This is a genomic window from Acinetobacter sp. WCHAc060006, from assembly GCF_004209135.1.
Taxonomy (GTDB): Bacteria; Pseudomonadota; Gammaproteobacteria; order Pseudomonadales; family Moraxellaceae; genus Acinetobacter; species Acinetobacter cumulans.
On record NZ_SGSS01000024.1, the window covers coordinates 37,662 to 56,240 of the forward strand.

The 18,579-nt window shown below is 42.5% G+C and carries 16 protein-coding genes and 5 pseudogenes; 15 read left to right on the forward strand and 6 right to left on the reverse strand.

Annotated elements, in window-relative coordinates:
- Positions 1-44: 44 nt before the first annotated feature.
- The 6 genes from EXE29_RS17755 (at position 45) to EXE29_RS17760 (ending at position 5,707) form a co-directional block, all read left to right on the forward strand.
- Complete coding sequence (locus EXE29_RS17755) at positions 45-1,961, forward strand: hypothetical protein (RefSeq protein WP_005006220.1); 1,917 nt, start codon at positions 45-47, stop codon at positions 1,959-1,961.
- Between the two features lie 118 nt (positions 1,962-2,079).
- A complete protein-coding gene (locus EXE29_RS13260; protein ID WP_120364886.1) occupies positions 2,080-2,925 on the forward strand; it encodes a hypothetical protein in 846 nt (281 codons plus the stop codon).
- Between the two features lie 114 nt (positions 2,926-3,039).
- Positions 3,040-3,612: a hypothetical protein gene (locus tag EXE29_RS13265; RefSeq protein ID WP_046127922.1), complete on the forward strand. Its 573-nt coding sequence runs from the start codon at positions 3,040-3,042 to the stop codon at positions 3,610-3,612.
- A gap of 8 nt (positions 3,613-3,620) precedes the next feature.
- Complete coding sequence (locus EXE29_RS13270) at positions 3,621-4,571, forward strand: tyrosine-type recombinase/integrase (protein WP_227541429.1); 951 nt, start codon at positions 3,621-3,623, stop codon at positions 4,569-4,571.
- Between the two features lie 75 nt (positions 4,572-4,646).
- Entirely contained in the window at positions 4,647-5,024 is a 378-nt protein-coding gene (locus EXE29_RS13275) for a helix-turn-helix domain-containing protein (RefSeq protein ID WP_005006227.1), read from the forward strand.
- A gap of 20 nt (positions 5,025-5,044) precedes the next feature.
- Positions 5,045-5,707, forward strand: coding sequence for a hypothetical protein (locus EXE29_RS17760; RefSeq protein ID WP_227553516.1), 663 nt, complete (start codon positions 5,045-5,047; stop codon positions 5,705-5,707).
- 75 nt (positions 5,708-5,782) lie between these two features.
- Here EXE29_RS17760 and EXE29_RS13285 read toward each other — a convergent pair whose 3' ends face one another.
- Entirely contained in the window at positions 5,783-6,211 is a 429-nt protein-coding gene (locus EXE29_RS13285) for a hypothetical protein (RefSeq protein WP_043041554.1), read from the reverse strand.
- Positions 6,212-6,400: 189 nt separating this feature from the next.
- Here EXE29_RS13285 and EXE29_RS13290 point away from each other — a divergent pair, with 189 nt between their 5' ends.
- On the forward strand, positions 6,401-6,934 hold the full coding sequence (locus EXE29_RS13290) for a hypothetical protein (RefSeq protein WP_043041555.1): 534 nt from the start codon (positions 6,401-6,403) through the stop codon (positions 6,932-6,934).
- A gap of 38 nt (positions 6,935-6,972) precedes the next feature.
- On the opposite strand, the gene EXE29_RS13295 is transcribed toward EXE29_RS13290, so the two are convergent.
- Positions 6,973-7,614 (reverse strand): N-acetylmuramoyl-L-alanine amidase family protein, encoded by a 642-nt coding sequence (locus EXE29_RS13295; protein ID WP_024160906.1) that lies wholly within the window; start codon positions 7,612-7,614, stop codon positions 6,973-6,975.
- A 382-nt stretch (positions 7,615-7,996) separates the two neighbouring features.
- On the opposite strand from EXE29_RS13295, the pseudogene EXE29_RS13300 reads away from it, so the two are divergent.
- Positions 7,997-8,224 (forward strand): annotated as a pseudogene (locus EXE29_RS13300) (transposase); the annotation flags it as partial.
- 5 nt (positions 8,225-8,229) lie between these two features.
- On the opposite strand, the gene EXE29_RS13305 reads toward EXE29_RS13300, so the two are convergent.
- Positions 8,230-9,389, reverse strand: a protein-coding gene (locus EXE29_RS13305) for an IS3 family transposase (protein WP_087554624.1) whose coding sequence is annotated in 2 segments (ribosomal slippage) — positions 8,230-9,155 and positions 9,155-9,389 — 1,161 coding nt in all. Because the reading frame shifts where the segments join, the coding sequence is not laid out codon by codon here.
- Between the two features lie 73 nt (positions 9,390-9,462).
- Here EXE29_RS13305 and EXE29_RS13310 point away from each other — a divergent pair.
- The 3 genes and pseudogenes from EXE29_RS13310 to EXE29_RS13320 form a co-directional block, all read left to right on the forward strand.
- A pseudogene (locus tag EXE29_RS13310) lies at positions 9,463-10,382 on the forward strand (IS3 family transposase); the annotation flags it as partial.
- A 132-nt stretch (positions 10,383-10,514) separates the two neighbouring features.
- On the forward strand, positions 10,515-11,375 hold the full coding sequence (gene aac(3)-IId, locus EXE29_RS13315) for an aminoglycoside N-acetyltransferase AAC(3)-IId (RefSeq protein ID WP_000557454.1): 861 nt from the start codon (positions 10,515-10,517) through the stop codon (positions 11,373-11,375).
- Between the two features lie 12 nt (positions 11,376-11,387).
- Positions 11,388-11,930, forward strand: coding sequence for an AAA family ATPase (locus tag EXE29_RS13320; RefSeq protein ID WP_000587837.1), 543 nt, complete (start codon positions 11,388-11,390; stop codon positions 11,928-11,930).
- A 481-nt stretch (positions 11,931-12,411) separates the two neighbouring features.
- Here the strand turns inward: EXE29_RS13320 and EXE29_RS13325 are convergent, their stop codons facing one another.
- Positions 12,412-12,603 (reverse strand): hypothetical protein, encoded by a 192-nt coding sequence (locus EXE29_RS13325; RefSeq protein WP_000951934.1) that lies wholly within the window; start codon positions 12,601-12,603, stop codon positions 12,412-12,414.
- Between the two features lie 23 nt (positions 12,604-12,626).
- Here EXE29_RS13325 and EXE29_RS13330 point away from each other — a divergent pair, with 23 nt between their 5' ends.
- From EXE29_RS13330 to EXE29_RS17880, 4 genes and pseudogenes are all read left to right on the forward strand, one after another.
- The gene (locus tag EXE29_RS13330; protein ID WP_000248278.1) at positions 12,627-12,854 is read left to right on the forward strand and encodes a hypothetical protein; all 228 of its coding nucleotides are present in this window, start codon (positions 12,627-12,629) and stop codon (positions 12,852-12,854) included.
- 50 nt (positions 12,855-12,904) lie between these two features.
- A complete protein-coding gene (locus tag EXE29_RS13335; RefSeq protein WP_000080860.1) occupies positions 12,905-14,041 on the forward strand; it encodes a protein NO VEIN domain-containing protein in 1,137 nt (378 codons plus the stop codon).
- 114 nt (positions 14,042-14,155) lie between these two features.
- Positions 14,156-15,527: pseudogene (locus tag EXE29_RS13340) on the forward strand (IS1182-like element ISCfr1 family transposase).
- A gap of 1,113 nt (positions 15,528-16,640) precedes the next feature.
- Positions 16,641-17,627 (forward strand): annotated as a pseudogene (locus tag EXE29_RS17880) (site-specific integrase); the annotation flags it as partial.
- Here the strand turns inward: EXE29_RS17880 and EXE29_RS13355 are convergent.
- Positions 17,590-18,066 (reverse strand): AraC family ligand binding domain-containing protein, encoded by a 477-nt coding sequence (locus tag EXE29_RS13355; RefSeq protein ID WP_120365090.1) that lies wholly within the window; start codon positions 18,064-18,066, stop codon positions 17,590-17,592. The pseudogene EXE29_RS17880 and the gene EXE29_RS13355 sit on opposite strands and share 38 nt — an antisense overlap.
- Positions 18,067-18,239: 173 nt before the next feature.
- A pseudogene (locus EXE29_RS13360) lies at positions 18,240-18,579 on the reverse strand (IS1 family transposase); the annotation flags it as partial.

An 18,579-nucleotide genomic window follows, 5' to 3' on the forward strand; every position in this document is an offset into this window, starting at 1 on the left:
ACTACTATTATAAGATGATCTTTAAGATTCATAAAGGTATATTTATGCTAAACCATAAAACCCAAGTTTGTTTTTTTAATAACCTGATTGGACGTTTTTATAAAAACCATTTGATCATAGATGTTAAAACTTTAAACCTAGATTTTATTTTAGATGTTATTGAATTTCCGACATCAATTGAAGGTTTAAAAAAAGCACCTAAAGTATCAAAAATTAAAATACCTTTTACGCAACTTGCTCAGGATCTTCAGCCACAAAATTACCTAGATTTAGTCCAATCTGATGCCAAAAATCTGTATCTGCAGATTGGGCAAGAAAGACGTTATATTCACGGCGAACAAACTAATTTTTCATATGCTACATCGGTGTTTCAGCAGATCGGTGATGATGAAGTGCTCCAGCTTGAGGCTTTGAACTATGCACTGAAGCTCCAAAGCATTACTAATGGTATTCAGCAACATACAACAGCGATTGAGACATATATCGAGCTAAAGCCTTTACGATATGCGTTTAGCTTAGATACGTTCATAAGTGCAACTGCAGATCTAGATCAACCTTTCGATACTCGTGAAGCGCTTTCTGGCCATATCGTTAACCATTGGGAAAAATGGGTTAAAGCAAACAATATCACCAGTGAAAGTTCTTATGATGCGGTGCTAATAAATACCGATAAATTAATACTGGTTCGAGTCGGTATTCACTCATTCTCAGTGAAGATTACAGACCTTGAAGTGGCTGACGGCGTTATCTATGCTTCTCTTTGTGATTTAGAGCTCTTACAGGTGCTTCTACCAACGTTCTTTGATGGTATACCTTGCCGTATTACTGCATATGCCGATATGAACATTCAATATGCTGTATCGCAATATAAGACTTGGCTATCAAGTCAAAACCTGAAGAAGATCCAGTACGTTCGCAAACAAGGTATTGAGAAGTACTTGCGTAAAAAATTAGAAGATGAAAGTGACTTAATCGGTAACGCGCAACTTGCCAAAACCTTAATGAATACCAGCTATACAGAACAAACAGTCTCGTTTTTTTCTGACGCTTGGGGATTATCGTACGCAAACCATTTTGAGAAGAAAATTCGTCATGCTTTTGATCTGGTCATACAGGCTTTGGATCATGAAGGGATCTCATTAGAGCAGCTGCAGTTCATCAATAGCCTAACAAAAGGGGCAATTGAGAATGCTATTAACGAGATGCTGAACAAGACTGGTTCGCCGTTAAACGTGGTACCAACACTCACTCAAGAATTACTGTTAATTTGCGATGAATTCAATGCCAAAAAACTCAACATATCAAGTGAGCTCTTGGATGCAATCACTCAGTTTGCAGAACAATATGCAGTATCACCACTGTTGGCCATTAAGCGTGATAGCGCCGTGTATTTGCTGTATGAACCATTAGATGCCGATAATCAGTTAATTGATTATGAGTGGTTTTGTACTGCGGTATATACCAAAAATCAGTTTGTGCCTGAAGCCGATGAACAACATAAAACAAATGTAGCGGATCTTCTTAAATCGGTTGAAGTACTGCATGTATTCAAGCCGAATATCCTGTCGTGGACCAATGGCAAGGTATTTGAAACGCCAGAAGAAAAGAAAAATGCTTTTATGTTATGTCTCACACCTGAAGCATTTGAAAATCAAATAGAATTCTTACGCACTAAGAACGCAATACCAGGATATTTTAAAAACCTGATTACATCCTTAGGTGGTTTAAGTACAGTGGCCACGGAACAAGATAAATACGGTGTATTTTTGATTGAGTCGATCGCTAAAAATTCGACTGGTTTTGCATATCAAGGACAACTCTTTCCTATCGATCAAAATGCCCAAATTGACTTAGATCAATGCTCAAATTTAACGCTTAATTCTAAACTACTACCAAAAAACTACCTGACCTTTAAAAGACTAATGAGATTAAGCGATAGTTTAACGAATGGCGTTAAATAGGTTTAAGGAATATTATTATTTTTACTTTAAGTTTAAATAGTGGTTTTTTAAATGCACAAAAATAAAGTATTATACTTTCAAACATAAAACCCTTTTAAAGTTATACAGAGAATACTGAATGAAACTATTAAAAACTGCGATGGTGGGTATCCTTGGTACTGTAATAGCACATACTGCTTTTGCTTATGATGATGTACCAACCCCAAATCCAAACTTTAAAGAAGCTTACGTGGGGCTTTTAACGCCATCTAAAAACTTTAATGTTGTTGCTGGTGGCCTTACACCTGAAATCAGCGAATATAAACTGTCTGATAGCTATTTTGAGAACAATTCAAATCAACGATACAAAGCGACAGCTCACCTTTATCAACAGATGAATACTCGACAACGAGCGATGTATTTATTAGTTCAGCACACAGCTTACTTAAACGATATTTTCTACCCTCAACGTAACCCTTTAGTTAATCCAAACGTATCAGACGAACAATTGAATGTTGAACCAGCACTTAATAAACTGCAGTCCTTACGTACTGACAAAGATATTGTCGAAAATGTTGTAGATCGTGAAACTATGCTTCAGGTATTAAAAGCACATTACGATTATTATATGCGCGATCAATTTACAGTACGTTTTTACGGTAAAAACCAAAACACATTTACTTATGGAATTGATAACTATTCTGGTTTAAAAATACGTTCGGTGGAAGGAAACTTACGCATTGTTGATCGCAAAACAGGTACATTGTTAGGTGACTCAATGGTTAAGTTAAACCACTGGATACCAGCTACCCGTACCAAAGAGCGCCGCACTATTGATATACCGTCTTCCATGCCAGAATGGAAAGACGTTGAAATTAAAGATCTTGCAATTAAATTCCAACCAACTGCAATAACAACCATGCAAGGTAAACGCATTGATATTAATAAAATCTATGCGTACAACACTGAAAAATTCAATTTCTAATGCATTAAGCGGTCTATCTCGACCGCTATTTTTATGTTTTGGTACAATTATTAACCGTAGCCTAAGCAAAAGTTATAAGTTGCTTTTCCCACTAATCAAATTAAGGTTAAAACTATGAAAAAAGCTCTCCTATCAATTGCCACTGTAATCATGGTCGGGGGATGCTCAGAAGTGCCGAATGATATGTCGCATATCGATGTTTTTTCTTCCGATCGCTACCTATCAACTGCACATCAATTTAATAAGCTTGTTGATGATACGTTTAAGTATCCTTATTCAAAAATACCGTTTTTTCTAGTGACGAAAGGGTGGAGTGTTAGTGGTCCAAAAGAGCCAGTATCGCAAATTGTATATAGTTGCTTAACTTCTAATGAGGTGGAATTGGTGACAAAAATCAAGCCATTCATGCCCGAAGTGACCTACATCAAAACACCTGAAAACCAGGTGAAAAATTGCATCATTAAACATTCAAATGACTCAATTAATGCTGATGCGCTGAATGACCTTAAAGCGTTCCCTTTATTCCAAAAATATGCAGACAATCCATTTTTACGTAAGACCGTGGATGCTGCGAAAGCAGATGGCAAAATCTCAGTAAAAGAATATATGGATATTGTGCAGATTGTCATAAAATTAAGTGGAGCTGACAAACAGGTTCAGCTAGAGAAAACTATTCAAGAGCTTTAGGTATTCATATGTCGGAAAATCTATCCATGCATAGCATGTCGAATGAGGAATTGATTCAAGAATGGCTTGATAGCCTGAAGCTTGAAAATAAGTCCGACATGACGATTAATGAATACAAAAAGAGCTTACTTTTGATGTTAGAAATGCCTTTTTTTAAAGGTAAACATCTATTGGAACTAGACCGCGATTACATCACATCATTTCGGTTGCATCGAATCGATGTTGATATTGTTTCTGCAAGAACACTCAACAAAAATTTATCAGCTTTAAAAAACTTCCTGAACTATTGTCTGCGTAAGGAATATATACCTGAAAACTTCTTTTCTGACATTCGGGTTAAGTTCAAAAACCAAAGCTTACCGCGCCCGATCGCCGTGAATACGTTGAATGAGATACTTGATAACAAGACGCCATTAAATCCGAAATACAATAATCAAAAGTTAAGAGATCTAGCAGCTGCAGAAATTGCTTATTCTGGCGGTTTACGTATCTCTGAATTACATGCCATCAAACTAAGTGATATCAACCTCAGTGCTATGCAACTAAAGGTATTGGGTAAAGGAAATAATGAACGGATTGTTTTTTTAGGAAAAAAATCACTAGAGGCTATTTCTACTTGGCTTTTAGTTCGTAATCGTTGGATTTCAAAAGCTGGAGTAGAAGACTGCGGATATTTATTCATTGCACCATCTGGCAAACATATTGCGAAAAACCATTTAGGTGCATGCATTACAGCTCTGTTAAAGGCGCATGGTTCTGGAAATATTGGTAGTACTCATGCTTTGAGACATAGTTTTGCATCGCACTTGTATAACAAAACAAAAAATATTCGCGCCGTTCAGGAAATGCTAGGTCATAAATCACTATCTTCGACACAAGTATATATTCTTGTAGATCACGAAACGTTGATTAGTTCTTATAAAGATGCACATCCACGCGCTAGAGCGAACCAAGATTAATAATTTATTCGCTTCTTGTACTTCTAAAGATATATCGTAAACGATCGAAATAATTAACTTTTGATGGTGCCCGTAATGGCTAAGACTTTTGAACAAGTAAAAAAAGAATTTTTCAATACAAGGGTCATCACAAACAATCGACTACCTAAGCGTGGTGAAAGCCACAAAATTGCTGTGAAACTTGGTTTAATAGACCAAAAACAATCAACATATGTTAAAAAACAGAAACTTTCATATGTTGGCTTATCTGTAATTGAGTGTTTTGAAGAAGCTGGTTTAGATGATGTCTATATCAATGAAAAAATTGAAGAGTTTTCAGAGCTAAAAAACTATACTTCATTACATAAGGCATTAAGAATACTTGATGACGGCCACATGGCCCGTTTAGCAAAAAAATTAGAGGTTTCAGTCGATATGCTCAATGCGACATTGGCTGTGCTGAATAAAATATAAAAAACGGATTGAACCAACCCATGAATGCAAATGAGCTTTATGAAAAGTTACAGCAAATTGGTAAGCCACTGGTCCACGTAGAAAGCCTCGTATCTACAATGCAGTTGGAAATCCCTGTTGAGGAGATTGAAAAACACATTGAACTTTTCGGGGTTAATTTTTTACTGGTAGAAGTTGTTCGATATACCTTTGACGGTTTTCTATCTCCAGAGTACCAACACTATATAGACGAATTCATTGCAGAAAATGAACTGGATGAAGATGTCATTTTGAATATCAGAAATAAAACATCATCAGATATAGGCCTGGTTAATGTTGGCTTTAATCTAAATGGTTGCATCCTTGGCTTAACCCATACGGATGAATGGATGGAACATTTATTCCACTTGGTTAAGTTCATTACTGACAGTGAAAAACGCGAGAAAAGTAGGAACTTTTTGTCTGAACAAGACAAAATCAAGGAACAAAAAGTTTTAGAAAAACAAGCCAAAGAAAAAGAAAGGGAAGTGATGATTCAACAGGTAGAGGATCTCACCAATACCGATGATTTTAAATTATGCAAAACGAAGGGTGAAATATTGTTGTTTTGGGAAAAGAACATTCCTGACCTATACAAAACTCTATCCAGAACTTTTATGGAAACAATGTCTAAGAAATATATCTCTATATTGCGTGGCTCATGAAGTGATACGATATGAGGAAGAACAACGAGTAGTGCATAAATCAGCGTTCTTGAACAACGCAAACAACAATAAAAATTAGTACTCAGCATTCACCAAAGTTTTGTATTGAGAATATTTCGTCAAATTTACTGTGTCACGTACTTGGCCATATTGAATACTGCCTAGATCTGAGTAGGTAAGGTTTTTCTTTTGAGATACTGCAACCAATAATTCATAGTTATTTCTTTGATTGAGTTCAATTGCTGAAGCGATATTTTTGTCTTGGCTCACTTGAGAAGTAATGCTTTGGATCTCCTTTCTATCTGAAGCAGATACATCCAATGTAGTTAAATAAAATCCGATCGATAGAAATATTGTGGCGGTTAAAGTGAATAGGGATGCACCAGTAAGATAAACGGCGCGTAGAGTTCTATACTTTGTATAAACCACAACTGAAGATATGCAGATTGCCAAACATAGCGCAAGAATAACGGCATGTTGGTCTAGATAATCTGAGAAAAGCATTGTAAAGCCTGAAGTACAAAAACATGTTATATCACTTAGCTACCAAGCCATTTGTAGTATTTGAGACTTATCGTATATATGAAATATAAATAGCAAACCTTTGGTATATACTGAATCGGTTTAAAGTGCTGAAACAATAGGCTTTAGAAATAAAATACTAGTCAAAATGTGAATAATCAGGGGGTACACATGGGGCAAGCTAAGCAAAGAGGTACAGCTCAAGAACGTGCTGAAAGTGCAATTCAAAGTACGATTGATGCAACCTTGGCAAAGATTAAGACCGTACTTGATGGATACTATCAAGACATGCCGAATAACTTCTCGCAAGCTGAAAATTACTTTACTGGATATGTCGCTGCATTTGATATTAAAGATGGGATGGAACTTGAAGGTAAAGAGTCTGAATGGGCTTATGATGGTTTACCTACGCCTACCGCTTTACTCAAACTCGTTGAAACTGAGTTAAACGAAGTGATACGTGAAGATAAAGAGTTTTTGGATGACTTTGATCCTGAAATGTATATTGAAGAACTAGGCGAAAACTTGATGTTCTTCCGCTATATAGGTGCTTCTAGTTTCGATACGCCAGATGATGTTTTGCATAATATTCAAACAGTGTCATTTTGGGCGCCACACTTGGTCATGATTAATGGCGTATGGCATAACACTTATGATGCTGGTGCGGTCAATGATGATGGTGAAACGGTCGGCATAAGATTCTAATTCTAGAGGGGTGCATATTGATTACTGCAGCATGCACCTTATTGGTTTAAACATTGCTGTATCGACTGAGCAATATTTTCAGATATTTTCCAGATTACTTTCTGATTAGATAAGCGATTTGCTTCTTCAGGATTGGCAATCACGCCGATCTCAATTAAAACCGCCGGCTTTTGTGATTTCTTCAGGACCACTAGATTGTCATATTGATATACGCCATTTGAGGTCAAAAGCTTTTTGTTTTCACCTGGTATATTCATGCCATGGTAAGTAGAAGGGCTTTCACCAATTGATTTTAGGTTCTGGCCAATGAGATTGGCGCATTTCAAACTTTTTCCGTATTCTGGATTTTTCTTTGATACAAAAATTGAAAAACCTTTGAGTTGATTCTTGTACTTGGTCAGCTCAGTAGGTATTGAGTCGTGGTGCACCGAAATAAAAAGATTAGCATTAGGGTATCTGGTCGCACGTTGAACCAGTGAGACTTTATCTTCATTCACTGAAGATCTGAGCACTTGGACATGACGCGATTTAAGAAAGTATTCAATAGAATTGACCATGCTAAGGTTGTAAGTGTATTCAGGATAGCCGTTAGCTGCAGTAGATCCAGCTTGTTTTGGTGAATGGCCAACATCAAGTACTACTGAATTTTCAGCAAAGATAGATTGTGTAATGATTGACATTGCTAATATCGATATACATTTTAGCTTTAGCACAATTAAAACCCTTTAAGCTATTATTATGGTTTTAAGTATATTTAATTTAAAAAAAATTAAAAGGTTTAAAAGGTTTTGTTAAAATGGTTTTAAGATGGTTTTAAGATGGTTTTAAGATGGTTTTAAAGTACTTATCATGAGAGCTCTAAATACAATTTTGGATATAAAATTTATACATCGACTGTTCACTCAGTTTGTAGAACATCACCCACGACCATTGAGTGTTCACTTCCTGAAAGGCACCTATATAGATGAATTAGAGGGTTATAAGTCAGAGATGGATCCGTAAATTTGAACAACTCCTATAAGTGATATTCTGCTCCTCAAATGATGTTATAAACATCAATATATGGAGTATTTTATGACACGTAGACCAAGAAGAAATCATTCAAATGACTTTAAAGCTAAGGTAGCACTTGCTGCGATTAAAGCAGAAAAAACACTTGCTGAATTGAGTGCTGAGTTTGATGTTCATCAAAACCAAATTATTGACTGGAAAAATCAATTGATCTCAGCTTCCTCGCAAGCTTTCGATCAATCAAAAGCTCCAACAGAACCACCCATCGATCTAAAAAAATGATCCTAGACAGTATCGTGGACAACAAATCCCTCTAAATTCTTAAAATATTTCTGTTCAAAGGCTTCTGGGCTTAACCAGCCGTTTGCGGAATGCCTTCTGACCCGATTGTAATAAATCTCAATATAGTCAAACAAGACTGTATTCGCTTCTTTTCGAGTGGCAAACACACTGCCATGGACCACATGACCTTTCAATGTATGAAAGAAGCTTTCGGTCACTGCATTATCCCAACAGTTTCCCCTGCGTGACATACTTTGAACGCAGTTATTCGTCAATAATAGCGCCCTAAAATCACGACTACAGTACTGTGAGCCTTGGTCCGAATGCACCATGACACCCATTGGATACCCCTGACGAGCCATTGCATAATGAAACGCATCACACACCAATTGACGGTCTATTCGATGGCTGGTTTGCCAACCGACAATACGACGGCTGAATAGATCCAGCATCACACACAAATACAGCCAACCTTGCTTAGTACGGATATAGGTAATATCCGTTGTCCAGATCTTATTGGGTTCATTGACCGTAAATTGACGATCCAACAAGTTAGGCGCTGTAGGCAAACGATGGTTTGAATCAGTCGTATACTTGTATTTACGTGCAATCCTGCTACGTAAACCAAGCTTTTTAAGCATTCTTCCAACGGTTCGTTCGCTCATGCTGTAACCTAAATCATGCATGTCATGTACCAATGAAGGTGCACCCAATCGTGCATGATGCTGCCAATATACGGCTTTTAAATCATTATATTTCTGCGCTGGATTGGCCTGGCGTTTTCGCCAGGCATAATAGCCTGAAGTGCTGACACCCAGGCATTGACAGGCAGAAGATACAGTGACTTCATTCACATCCAGATCTTGAATTACCGTGTACTTTTCTTGGCATGATCTGTCAGAAAGTACACATGCGCTTTTTTTAAGATGTCATTGGCTTCCCTGAGCTGTTTGACTTCTTTCTCTAATTCTAAGATCCGCTGTTGTTCTGGTGAAAGTTGACGTTTGCTTGAACCTACTGGATTGGCTTCACGAATCCATTTGTCTAAAGTTGAATAACCCACACCTAATTTCTGGGCGATTGCAGCTATAGGTTCGTGGGAGTTTGAAAGTGCATAATCAATCGCTTGCTGTTTAAATTCAGGACTAAAACGTTTAGCCATTTCTTGAATCTCCAAAGATTAAAGTTACGTTATCTTTAGAAGGACGTGCTGTCCATTATTTTGGCTAGGATCAAAACTACATGCAAAAATCGGTGAGCAGGCATTAGAAATTGATTTTTTAGAAGGTGTGTTGAAGAAACTGGGTCGCTTCAACCACAAAAGTTAATCGATGACTCACTTCAGATTTCAGTATCTAAGCAAGCTAAGCTGCTGAAAGTCTCCCGTGGTTGTTATTACTATCGCCCAAAACCTGTGAGTGAATCAGATCTGAAGCTGATGCGCTGTATGGATGAGTTACATATGCAATACCCTTTTGCAGGTAGCCGTATGATGCGTGATTTATTGAATCGTCAAGGACATCATATAGGACGACGTCATACACGTACTTTAATGAAGAAAATGGGCATTAATGCGTTATATCGTAAACCAAATCTAAGTCAGGCCAATCAAGCTCACCGTAAATATCCATATCTGCTCAAAGGATTGGCTATTCAGCGCAGTAATCAAGTGTGGTCTACGGATATAACGTATATCCCTATGGCAAAAGGCTTTGTTTATTTATGTGCTGTGATTGATTGGCATAGCCGCAAGGTACTTGCGCATAGAGTATCGATTAGTATGGAGGTTACATTTTGCATAGAAACATTAAATGAAGCTATTGAAAAATATGGCCGACCTGAAGTCTTTAATACAGACCAAGGCAGTCAGTTTACCAGTGATGCATTTATTGATGTATTGAAATCAAATGGCATTCAAATCAGTATGGATGGTAAAGGTCGATGGGTTGATAATGTGATGGTTGAACGATTATGGCGGAGCGTTAAATATGAAGAGGTGTATCTCAAAGCCTACAGCAATGTTTTGGATGCGAAGAAGCAATTAAACGCATATTTTGAATTTTATAATTTGAAACGACCTCATTCGAGTCTGGACAAAATGACTCCAGATGAGTTTTACTATGACCAGCTACCCCAACAAAACAAGGTGGCTTAACTAGAGCGGAATATCACTTATAAATACGCTTTTAGTTGTTCAAACAAGTGGGACCACCTCTATATCTCGATAGGTATAGTAGAGTGATATCTCGATAGGTATAGTGTTTTGCAGTTTAGAGGAGATATCGCGATGCATACGCGGAAGGCAATAACGGAGGCGCTTCAAAAACTCGGAGTCCAAACCGGTGACCTCTTGATGGTGCATGCCTCACTTAAAGCGATTGGTCCGGTCGAAGGAGGAGCGGAGACGGTCGTTGCCGCGTTACGCTCCGCGGTTGGGCCGACTGGCACTGTGATGGGATACGCGTCGTGGGACCGATCACCCTACGAGGAGACTCTGAATGGCGCTCGGCTGGATGACGAAGCCCGCCGTACCTGGCTGCCGTTCGATCCCGCAACAGCCGGGACTTACCGTGGGTTCGGCCTGCTGAATCAATTTCTGGTTCAAGCCCCCGGCGCGCGGCGCAGCGCGCACCCCGATGCATCGATGGTCGCGGTTGGTCCGCTGGCTGAAACGCTGACGGAGCCTCACGAACTCGGTCACGCCTTGGGGGAAGGATCGCCCGTCGAGCGGTTCGTTCGCCTTGGCGGGAAGGCCCTGCTGTTGGGTGCGCCGCTAAACTCCGTTACCGCATTGCACTACGCCGAGGCGGTTGCCGATATCCCCAACAAACGGTGGGTGACGTATGAGATGCCGATGCTTGGAAGAGACGGTGAAGTCGCCTGGAAAACGGCATCGGATTACGATTCAAACGGCATTCTCGATTGCTTTGCTATCGAAGGAAAGCCGGATGCGGTTGAAACTATAGCAAATGCTTACGTGAAGCTCGGTCGCCATCGAGAAGGTGTCGTGGGCTTTGCTCAGTGCTACCTGTTCGACGCGCAGGACATCGTGACGTTCGGCGTCACCTATCTTGAGAAGCATTTCGGAACCACTCCGATCGTGCCTCCGCACGAGGCCGTCGAGCGCTCTTGCGAGCCTTCAGGTTAGAGGCCGTCGACAATGATAATCTGGATCAACGGACCTTTCGGCGCCGGAAAGACGACGCTCGCTAAGCGGCTGCGCGATCGGCGTTCCAAATCGCTGATCTTTGACCCCGAGGAAATCGGGTTCGTGGTGAAAGAAACGGTCCCCATGCCAGCGAGCGGAGACTATCAGGATCTCCCCTTGTGGAGGGGACTTACGATCGCGGCGGTCAGGGAGATTCGAAGGAATTACTCGCAGGACATCATCATCCCAATGACGCTCGTGCACCCGGACTATCTGACTGAGATACTCGACGGGGTAAGGCGGATCGACGATCAGCTGCTGCACATCTTTCTGACGCTCAACGAGGACCTATTGCGTCACCGGATCGCGAACCAGACCATGCATCCTGACCCGAATCGAAATGCGGAGATTCGAGAGTGGCGATTAGCGAATGTCGCCCGATGCTTGGCCGCAAGGGAACGGCTTCCATGCACAACCCGTGTTCTCGATAGTGGTGCACACACCAGCGATGAACTCGCAGCGATGGTGCTCGACGGAATCGATGGGCGCACCTGATCGCCTTCGACGCCTGCGCAAAGCGTAGCGCGAGGGTGGCGGGCTCACGACCAAACGCCCAGAGGTCGATCATCGCAGGGATGTTTGGCTTTGTGGTGCGGACGACGGGACTCGAACCCGTACTCTCACAGAGAAGCAGATTTTCGTACCACCTCGACTTTCGCCGCCGTCTGATGACGTTCGTGGTCTGGACTGTCCCTTCGCCATTGCCCGAAGGCTTTAGGCGCCGCCCGTCCAGTCTCTACACCTTCCCCCGAAGGGGCTTGGCTCGGGATTGGCTTAGGGTATTGCCCGTTAGCGTTCCCCGACTTTGAGCGGTTCTACTCCGCGGATTTCCCCGCGGGCACTCCAATTTTAAAGTCTGCTGCGTCTACCGATTTCGCCACGTCCGCCTTTTTTCGCCGTTCCTAGCGCTCGTGCGATGCACCTATGTTGCACCTAGCGCCGAATCGTTCTTCGTCATCCTGAAAAACCACGTCTCCTAAAGCCTTGCATAGCTTATCTTTTCTCCACCACGAACTTTTTTGTGGGATGGTAGAAAAAAAGACTTTTTAAGTCCGCTGGCTTGCCAGGCCTTGTTAGCTTGTACGGTCATGGTTATCGGGTAAAGAATATTGACGGCATCGCTGGTGTCGGTGGCTGAAAAGCCGGCTCCCATCAGGGCAATAGCCATTTCAGATGCAGGCGTACAGGGCAATGGTCAACAGCTACAGCCTGTCTGACGATTCCGGCGTCATGGCTGCGGCGGCTATCACGCATTTTTTGTTCGGTCAGGCGGTGTTTTCGTACCTCAATGGTTGGAGCGTGTTGATCGGACCTGGTACAGGTTTGGACAGCACGGGCTGCAAATACGCAAGGGATTTAATGGGCCTGGTGGCGTTCACGGCTTTTATCGTGACGTTTCTGTTCAGGGGCTACTCATAATCTCGTGGCTCGGCGGTTCCCGGCACACCATGACAGTAAGGAAGGACCCTGTGTCTCAACTCTCCCAGCTTCGAAGCCCCGCCGCCGTGCAGGCTGCCATCGATGAGTTCGTGCAACTGGGCCGCACGAAATTCCTGGCGCGCCACGGCTACGGCAAGTCCCGCGACTTCCTGGTACGTGATCCGAAGACCGGCACCGATTGCGATTCCAAGGCCATCGCCGGTGTGGCCTTCGGCAAGCAATTTCCCGAGCAGGGCCCGCTCACTGCTGACAGCTTCTCCGGTGGCGAGGCGACCGTCGTTCCGGCGCTGACGCGGCTCGGGTTTCGCATCATTCGCATCGGCGAAGACTGGTCCGAAGAAGAGGTCCTGGCCACGGTCGAAGACTATTTCGACATGCTGCGTGCCGAGGCGGCTGGGGAGCCGTACAACAAGTCCGAGCACAACCAGGCACTGCGCCAACTGCTGAACGGTCGCAGCAAGTCTTCAGTCGAGCTCAAGCACCAGAACATTAGCGCCGTACTCGATGCCCTGGGCCTGCCCTATATCAACGGCTACAAGCCACGCGGCAACAGCCAACTGCTGCTGCGTAAATCCGTACACGCCTACGTTCTGGAACATCAGCAGACGGTCGGCGCTCTTGTCGATGCCCTGGAGGAGGTAAAACTTCCGGGTGACAAAACCTACCGAGCGGCTTTGGTAGAACCACCCGCCCGTGAAGTGCTTGTGCGTACCCCGGCATCTCTACGGCAACGCCTACCGCGAAAGTTCGATTATGCCGCTCGCGATGAAGCCAACCGCAAGCTGGGCCGGGCAGGGGAGCAGTGGGTGATTGGCTACGAACAGCAACGCCTGACCGAGCTCGGCCACCCAGAGCTTTTTCAGCGGCTGGATTGGGTGTCCGACACCCAGGGAGACGGTGCGGGGTTCGACATCCTGTCGTTCGAAGAGGACGCCCATGAGCGCTTCATCGAGGTGAAAACCACCAATGGCGGGGTAGGCTCGTCTTTCTTGGTCAGCCACAACGAACTCGAATTCTCCAAGGAGGCGGGCGATCAATTCCATCTGTATCGCGTGTTCCAGTTTCGGGACGGTCCGCGCCTGTTCACGCTACCCGGCGACCTCAGCCAACATGTGCATCTCAAGCCGACGGACTACCGGGCGAGTTTCCGGAGTTTGGTGGGGTAAAGGCAGGGTTCTGTTGAGCCGAATGGCTGTGTGCGGCCGATTCTGTTGAAAAAGTAGCGGCCTCCCCATGCCGTTGGCAAAATTGCTTTGTCAGCGAGCGTGGGGGCGAACAGCATGATGGGACAGTTACCGGGAGGACAGCAGCGCCTGTTCTACTCGTTCAATCTGGAAGATCACGTCCCGGCCCAACATCTCCTGCGCAGCATCGACCAGTGCTTGGATCTCAGTGATCTACGTGCCTACCTGGCAGATTTCTATAGCCCCATCGGGCGTCCCTCGATTGACCCGGAGTTGATGGTGCGCATGCTGGTCGTCGGCTACTTGCTATGGCATTCGTTCCGAGCGGCGATTGTGCGAAGAGGTGCACCTGAACCTGGCCTATCGCTGGTTCTGCCGGTTGGGTCTGGAAGACGAAGTCCCCAATCACTCGACCTTCTCGAAGAATCGCCATGGGCGTTTTCGTGACAGCGATCTATTCCGCTGGTTATTCAATGAGGTGCTGCGGCGCTGCATGGCAGCCGGCCTAGTCAAGGGTGAAGGTTTCGCCGTCGACGCCAGCATCATTAAGGCGGATGCCAGCCGGCAACGTGGGGTGGCGGGAGATGAGGTCGATTGGAACGATCCAAAGCTCAGCAGCCGCGCAGTGCGCGAGTACCTCGAAGCCCTTGATGAAGAGGCGCTGGCTGAGGCTCTTCCCAAGAAAATTTCGCTCACTGATCCTCAGTCCCGTTGGACAGCAGCGCCAGGTGGCCCGGCCTTTTTTGCCTACTCCACGAATTACCTGATCGACACTGAGCACGGTGTGATCATGGACGTGGAAGCTACCCCGGCGCACCGTACCGCCGAAGTCGATTCGACTAGGACGATGGTCGAGCGTGTCGAGGCGCAGTTCGATCTCACACCGGAACGCCTTATCGGCGATACCGCTTATGGCACCGCCCCGATGCTGGCCTGGATGGTCGAAGAAAAGGACATCGAACCGCATGTGCCGGTGTGGGACAAGACCGAGCGCAAGGACGACAGCCTCTCCAGTAACGACTTTCACTGGAGTCAGGACGCCAATGAATATCGCTGCCCAGCCGGCAAACCGCTACGCAGTGAATGGCGCGCCTTCACCCAGCAAAGGTCGCGGGTAACTAAGGCCAAAACCGTCATTTACCGCTCCAGCCAAACCGACTGCGCCACCTGCCCGTTGAAAGCGAAATGCTGCCCCAACACGCCGAATCGGAAGATCGTCCGCAGCATCCATGAGGCTGCCCGCGACGTGGCTCGACGCATCGCCAAGACACCGGAGTACCTCGTCTCTCGCTGCGAACGAAAGAAGGTGGAGATGCTTTTCGCCCACCTCAAACGGATCATGAAACTCGACCGTTTACGACTGCGTGGCCTAACGGGTGCCACTGACGAATTCACCTTGGCTGCGATGGTGCAGAACCTGCGCCGCATGGCCAAGCTTTTGCCTCAAGGGCCACCGCTGACGGGATAGGTATGCCTGCTACGAGCAGAAACCCTCAAATTAACCCTTAAACCTGAGCAAGGACGCTCAGTGAAACGCCGGAAGGCAACTTGAAGTGGCTTGCAGCCACTTCGACAGCAGGCACACCTGATCGGCAGGCTGCCGCTAAAGCTACTTTTTCAACAGAATCGGCCGATTTGTGCCGGTCGTCAAGGACCGCTTCGGATCACTCTCAACCGGATCGCGGGCCAGCTGATTTGCTAAAACCCGCGCCAAACTCAACGAAGGATTTCGCATGATCCGTTTTTTTTGGCGATCACGCTCGGCCTGATGGTTGGCTGCTCGTCGAGTTCAAGTTCGATCTGATCAGTGAGCGGTAGCGCAAGTGGATCGCCTCAGCCAAGCAGCGTTGTTGCCGGCGGCCGGAAGAAAGCCTTGAACTAGTAGCGGAAAGGATGAAACTTTATTTTTACGATTCTCAGCATTTTCCAAGGTTGAGCGAAAATTAGGATGATACTTTAATGATTCCGGCCTCCATCCCCACAAAACGCTTGCAGATGGCAGAATTGAAATAAGTCATTGTTTTAAATGGATTTTTGCAGGAATTGCTACGTTGCAGGGTCCTGTAGTTAGGATGACACTTTATTTTCCTCCCACAATCAAAGCATCCATCCATGCATTTGTGAAATCAGAACCCATTGAACGCATTGAGTTTGAAAAAAACTTGCTGAACTTAGGTATCGTGAACAATTATGAAAAATATATAGACTACAATAATTTGCTGTTTCACGTTTTGTTTAGCAAATGGATTAACAGTCCAGTTGACTTTGGATATTTTGTCGATCAAAACTTTTACGGTGCCAGCTAAGCTCACTCAAAACATCTACGGTGTAATACACCGTAAAAAGAATTGCACCTGGTACTTGCCACTAAAAAATGACAGTGAATGACATTTTGAGAGAAAAAAATTGTGGGGTAGTGCCTTTTCTACTCCTTTGAGAATTATAATTATGACAATTCCGATACACCTAACAATAACTTCATATTTTTCTTTCTTGAACTAAGATTCAATAACTTAACTAATTTCTATTTCAATCATAAAATATGATATGTTGACCTTAAGAATAATTCATAAACTTTACTATGTTTGCTTTAAAAACAATTCATTTAGAAAAGAAAGTCTCAAACGAAAATCAAATTATTCTTTTATTTGATTTAGATTCATTCTGTCCATGTATGTACCCTATGCTGTACACCATGAAATTTCTTAGATTTCAAAGTATCTCTACGCAGCATGCAGATTTAATCGCAATAAAATTTTGGTATGAATTTTGGTTTGAAAAGTTTGCCACGTCCTTTTGTGAGTCGTTCTATTCGACATCCTATAATTTTGAGATCATTCAATGTGAAATTGATAATTTCATTGTTTACTTAGAAAATAATAAAAAACTTGAAAGTAATCTTATACGGCTAAGCAATTCAGAACATATTAATTACACAACAATTGGTCATAGAGTTAGATCCTTCTTAAAGTTTTACAACTTCTTGATTAATGAATACTTAAGCATGCAATCACAGCCACAACTTACGTTGAAGGAAATTCAAAAAATTAAAGAAAACTTGAATAAATATATGACAATAAAGAAAAAAATTATAAATAATTTTTCAAAAGCCAATAAGACAATTAAAAGTGAGATAAATCATAATTTTAAGAGCATGAATCAGGAAATGATTAAAGGATTGTATTCAGTCATTTCACCAAGTAACTCTAATAAATACAATGAATTAAATCCTTTTAGATCTAAAAATGTACAACTCAGAAACTTTCTGATCATACATCTCATGCTCAACTATGGTCTTAGAATTGGTGAGCTTATGCTACTAACAACCAACTCTATTAAAAAATCAATTCAGAATCATAGTTTTAGTTTAATTATTACAAATACAGATGATGAGTTCGATGATCGATCAAAAAAGCCAAAAATCAAAAATGAATATTCGTACCGAGTAATTAAACTGCAGGAACGAGACTACAGAATTCTTCAAATCTATATAAATGAAATCCGAAAAGAAATTCCTTCACATATCTTATTTACATCCTTAAAGCCTCCCTATTCTGCTTTAAGTTTTCTAATAAAAGATCTAAATACGTATCTTTCATCAATTGAGATTCATTGTTATTCAATATATTGTAGGTTGAAAGTATCAAATGTGAAAGTTGAGGATCAGAACGTAGGGTTGATTCGATAGCAAGTTCGATAGGCTCATTAAATATTCCTTCATAGCTTTTTTTTAACCATGCTGGATCTAAATGCATCATTTTATAAGTGAAGCCGAGAGGATCTGGTGCATTACCATCATGAACTTCTTCAGGTTCAAGCATGAAAGTTTGACCTTGATAGTTATCAATAATTTTTTTTCTACAATTGAATTGTTGATGTCCTAACTCTGTTACCCCTATAAGATAACTTGAGTGTAGATGAGGATCGTATGCAAAGCCTTTGAAGTGGGCATGAATTAGTTCTATACCTGTAGACTTATCCTGTGTGACATTGACCCAATTGCTCATATTTACTTAATTAGTCCTAATGGATTTAGCTTATCAAAAATTATCTAATGAAGAAATTCTAAAATTAACATAATACACCTTATACAAAATGCCCTTGTAAGCCCTTAATCAAGGGCATTTTTAGTCTCTACTTAACATAAAATTTTGGTGGTGCTTCAAAAAGTATGCTGCCTTTAAATGAAGCCATTATTGATGTAAAAGAAAAGAAGGCTAAATCAAAAGCTTTAAAATGGTTTTCAAGCTTTTTTGAAAAATTACAGCTTCTTCTGAAGCTACGCCTAATTCTATGCCTTATTTTGCAATTATTGCCTTCAATACCTACAGTAAAAAATTTACCAATACTTTGCTTACCATTTTTAAAAGCAGTGATGAAACTGTCCCAATGATCACTTGCAATTCGGGTGTAGTGAATATCTAATTGTTTAAGCTTTGTCTTCAATTGTTAGACTGTAGCTAAATCTCGTTTACCCCAAACATAAGCAACAATTTCACCTGTTTCTCGATGATAGGCGT

Bases quoted from the DNA above. Each gene is read 5' to 3' on its own strand.
- EXE29_RS13270 (WP_227541429.1), top strand. From the start codon at position 3,621: ATGTCGGAAAATCTATCCATGCATAGCATGTCGAATGAGGAATTGATT.
- EXE29_RS13325 (WP_000951934.1), bottom strand. From the start codon at position 12,603: ATGGCTATTGCCCTGATGGGAGCCGGCTTTTCAGCCACCGACACCAGC.
- EXE29_RS17760 (WP_227553516.1), top strand. From the start codon at position 5,045: ATGAATGCAAATGAGCTTTATGAAAAGTTACAGCAAATTGGTAAGCCA.
- EXE29_RS13295 (WP_024160906.1), bottom strand. From the start codon at position 7,614: ATGTCAATCATTACACAATCTATCTTTGCTGAAAATTCAGTAGTACTT.
- EXE29_RS13355 (WP_120365090.1), bottom strand. From the start codon at position 18,066: ATGAGCAATTGGGTCAATGTCACACAGGATAAGTCTACAGGTATAGAA.
- EXE29_RS13275 (WP_005006227.1), top strand. From the start codon at position 4,647: ATGGCTAAGACTTTTGAACAAGTAAAAAAAGAATTTTTCAATACAAGG.
- EXE29_RS17755 (WP_005006220.1), top strand. From the start codon at position 45: ATGCTAAACCATAAAACCCAAGTTTGTTTTTTTAATAACCTGATTGGA.
- EXE29_RS13265 (WP_046127922.1), top strand. From the start codon at position 3,040: ATGAAAAAAGCTCTCCTATCAATTGCCACTGTAATCATGGTCGGGGGA.
- EXE29_RS13260 (WP_120364886.1), top strand. From the start codon at position 2,080: ATGAAACTATTAAAAACTGCGATGGTGGGTATCCTTGGTACTGTAATA.
- EXE29_RS13285 (WP_043041554.1), bottom strand. From the start codon at position 6,211: ATGCTTTTCTCAGATTATCTAGACCAACATGCCGTTATTCTTGCGCTA.
- EXE29_RS13330 (WP_000248278.1), top strand. From the start codon at position 12,627: ATGGTCAACAGCTACAGCCTGTCTGACGATTCCGGCGTCATGGCTGCG.
- EXE29_RS13320 (WP_000587837.1), top strand. From the start codon at position 11,388: ATGATAATCTGGATCAACGGACCTTTCGGCGCCGGAAAGACGACGCTC.
- EXE29_RS13290 (WP_043041555.1), top strand. From the start codon at position 6,401: ATGGGGCAAGCTAAGCAAAGAGGTACAGCTCAAGAACGTGCTGAAAGT.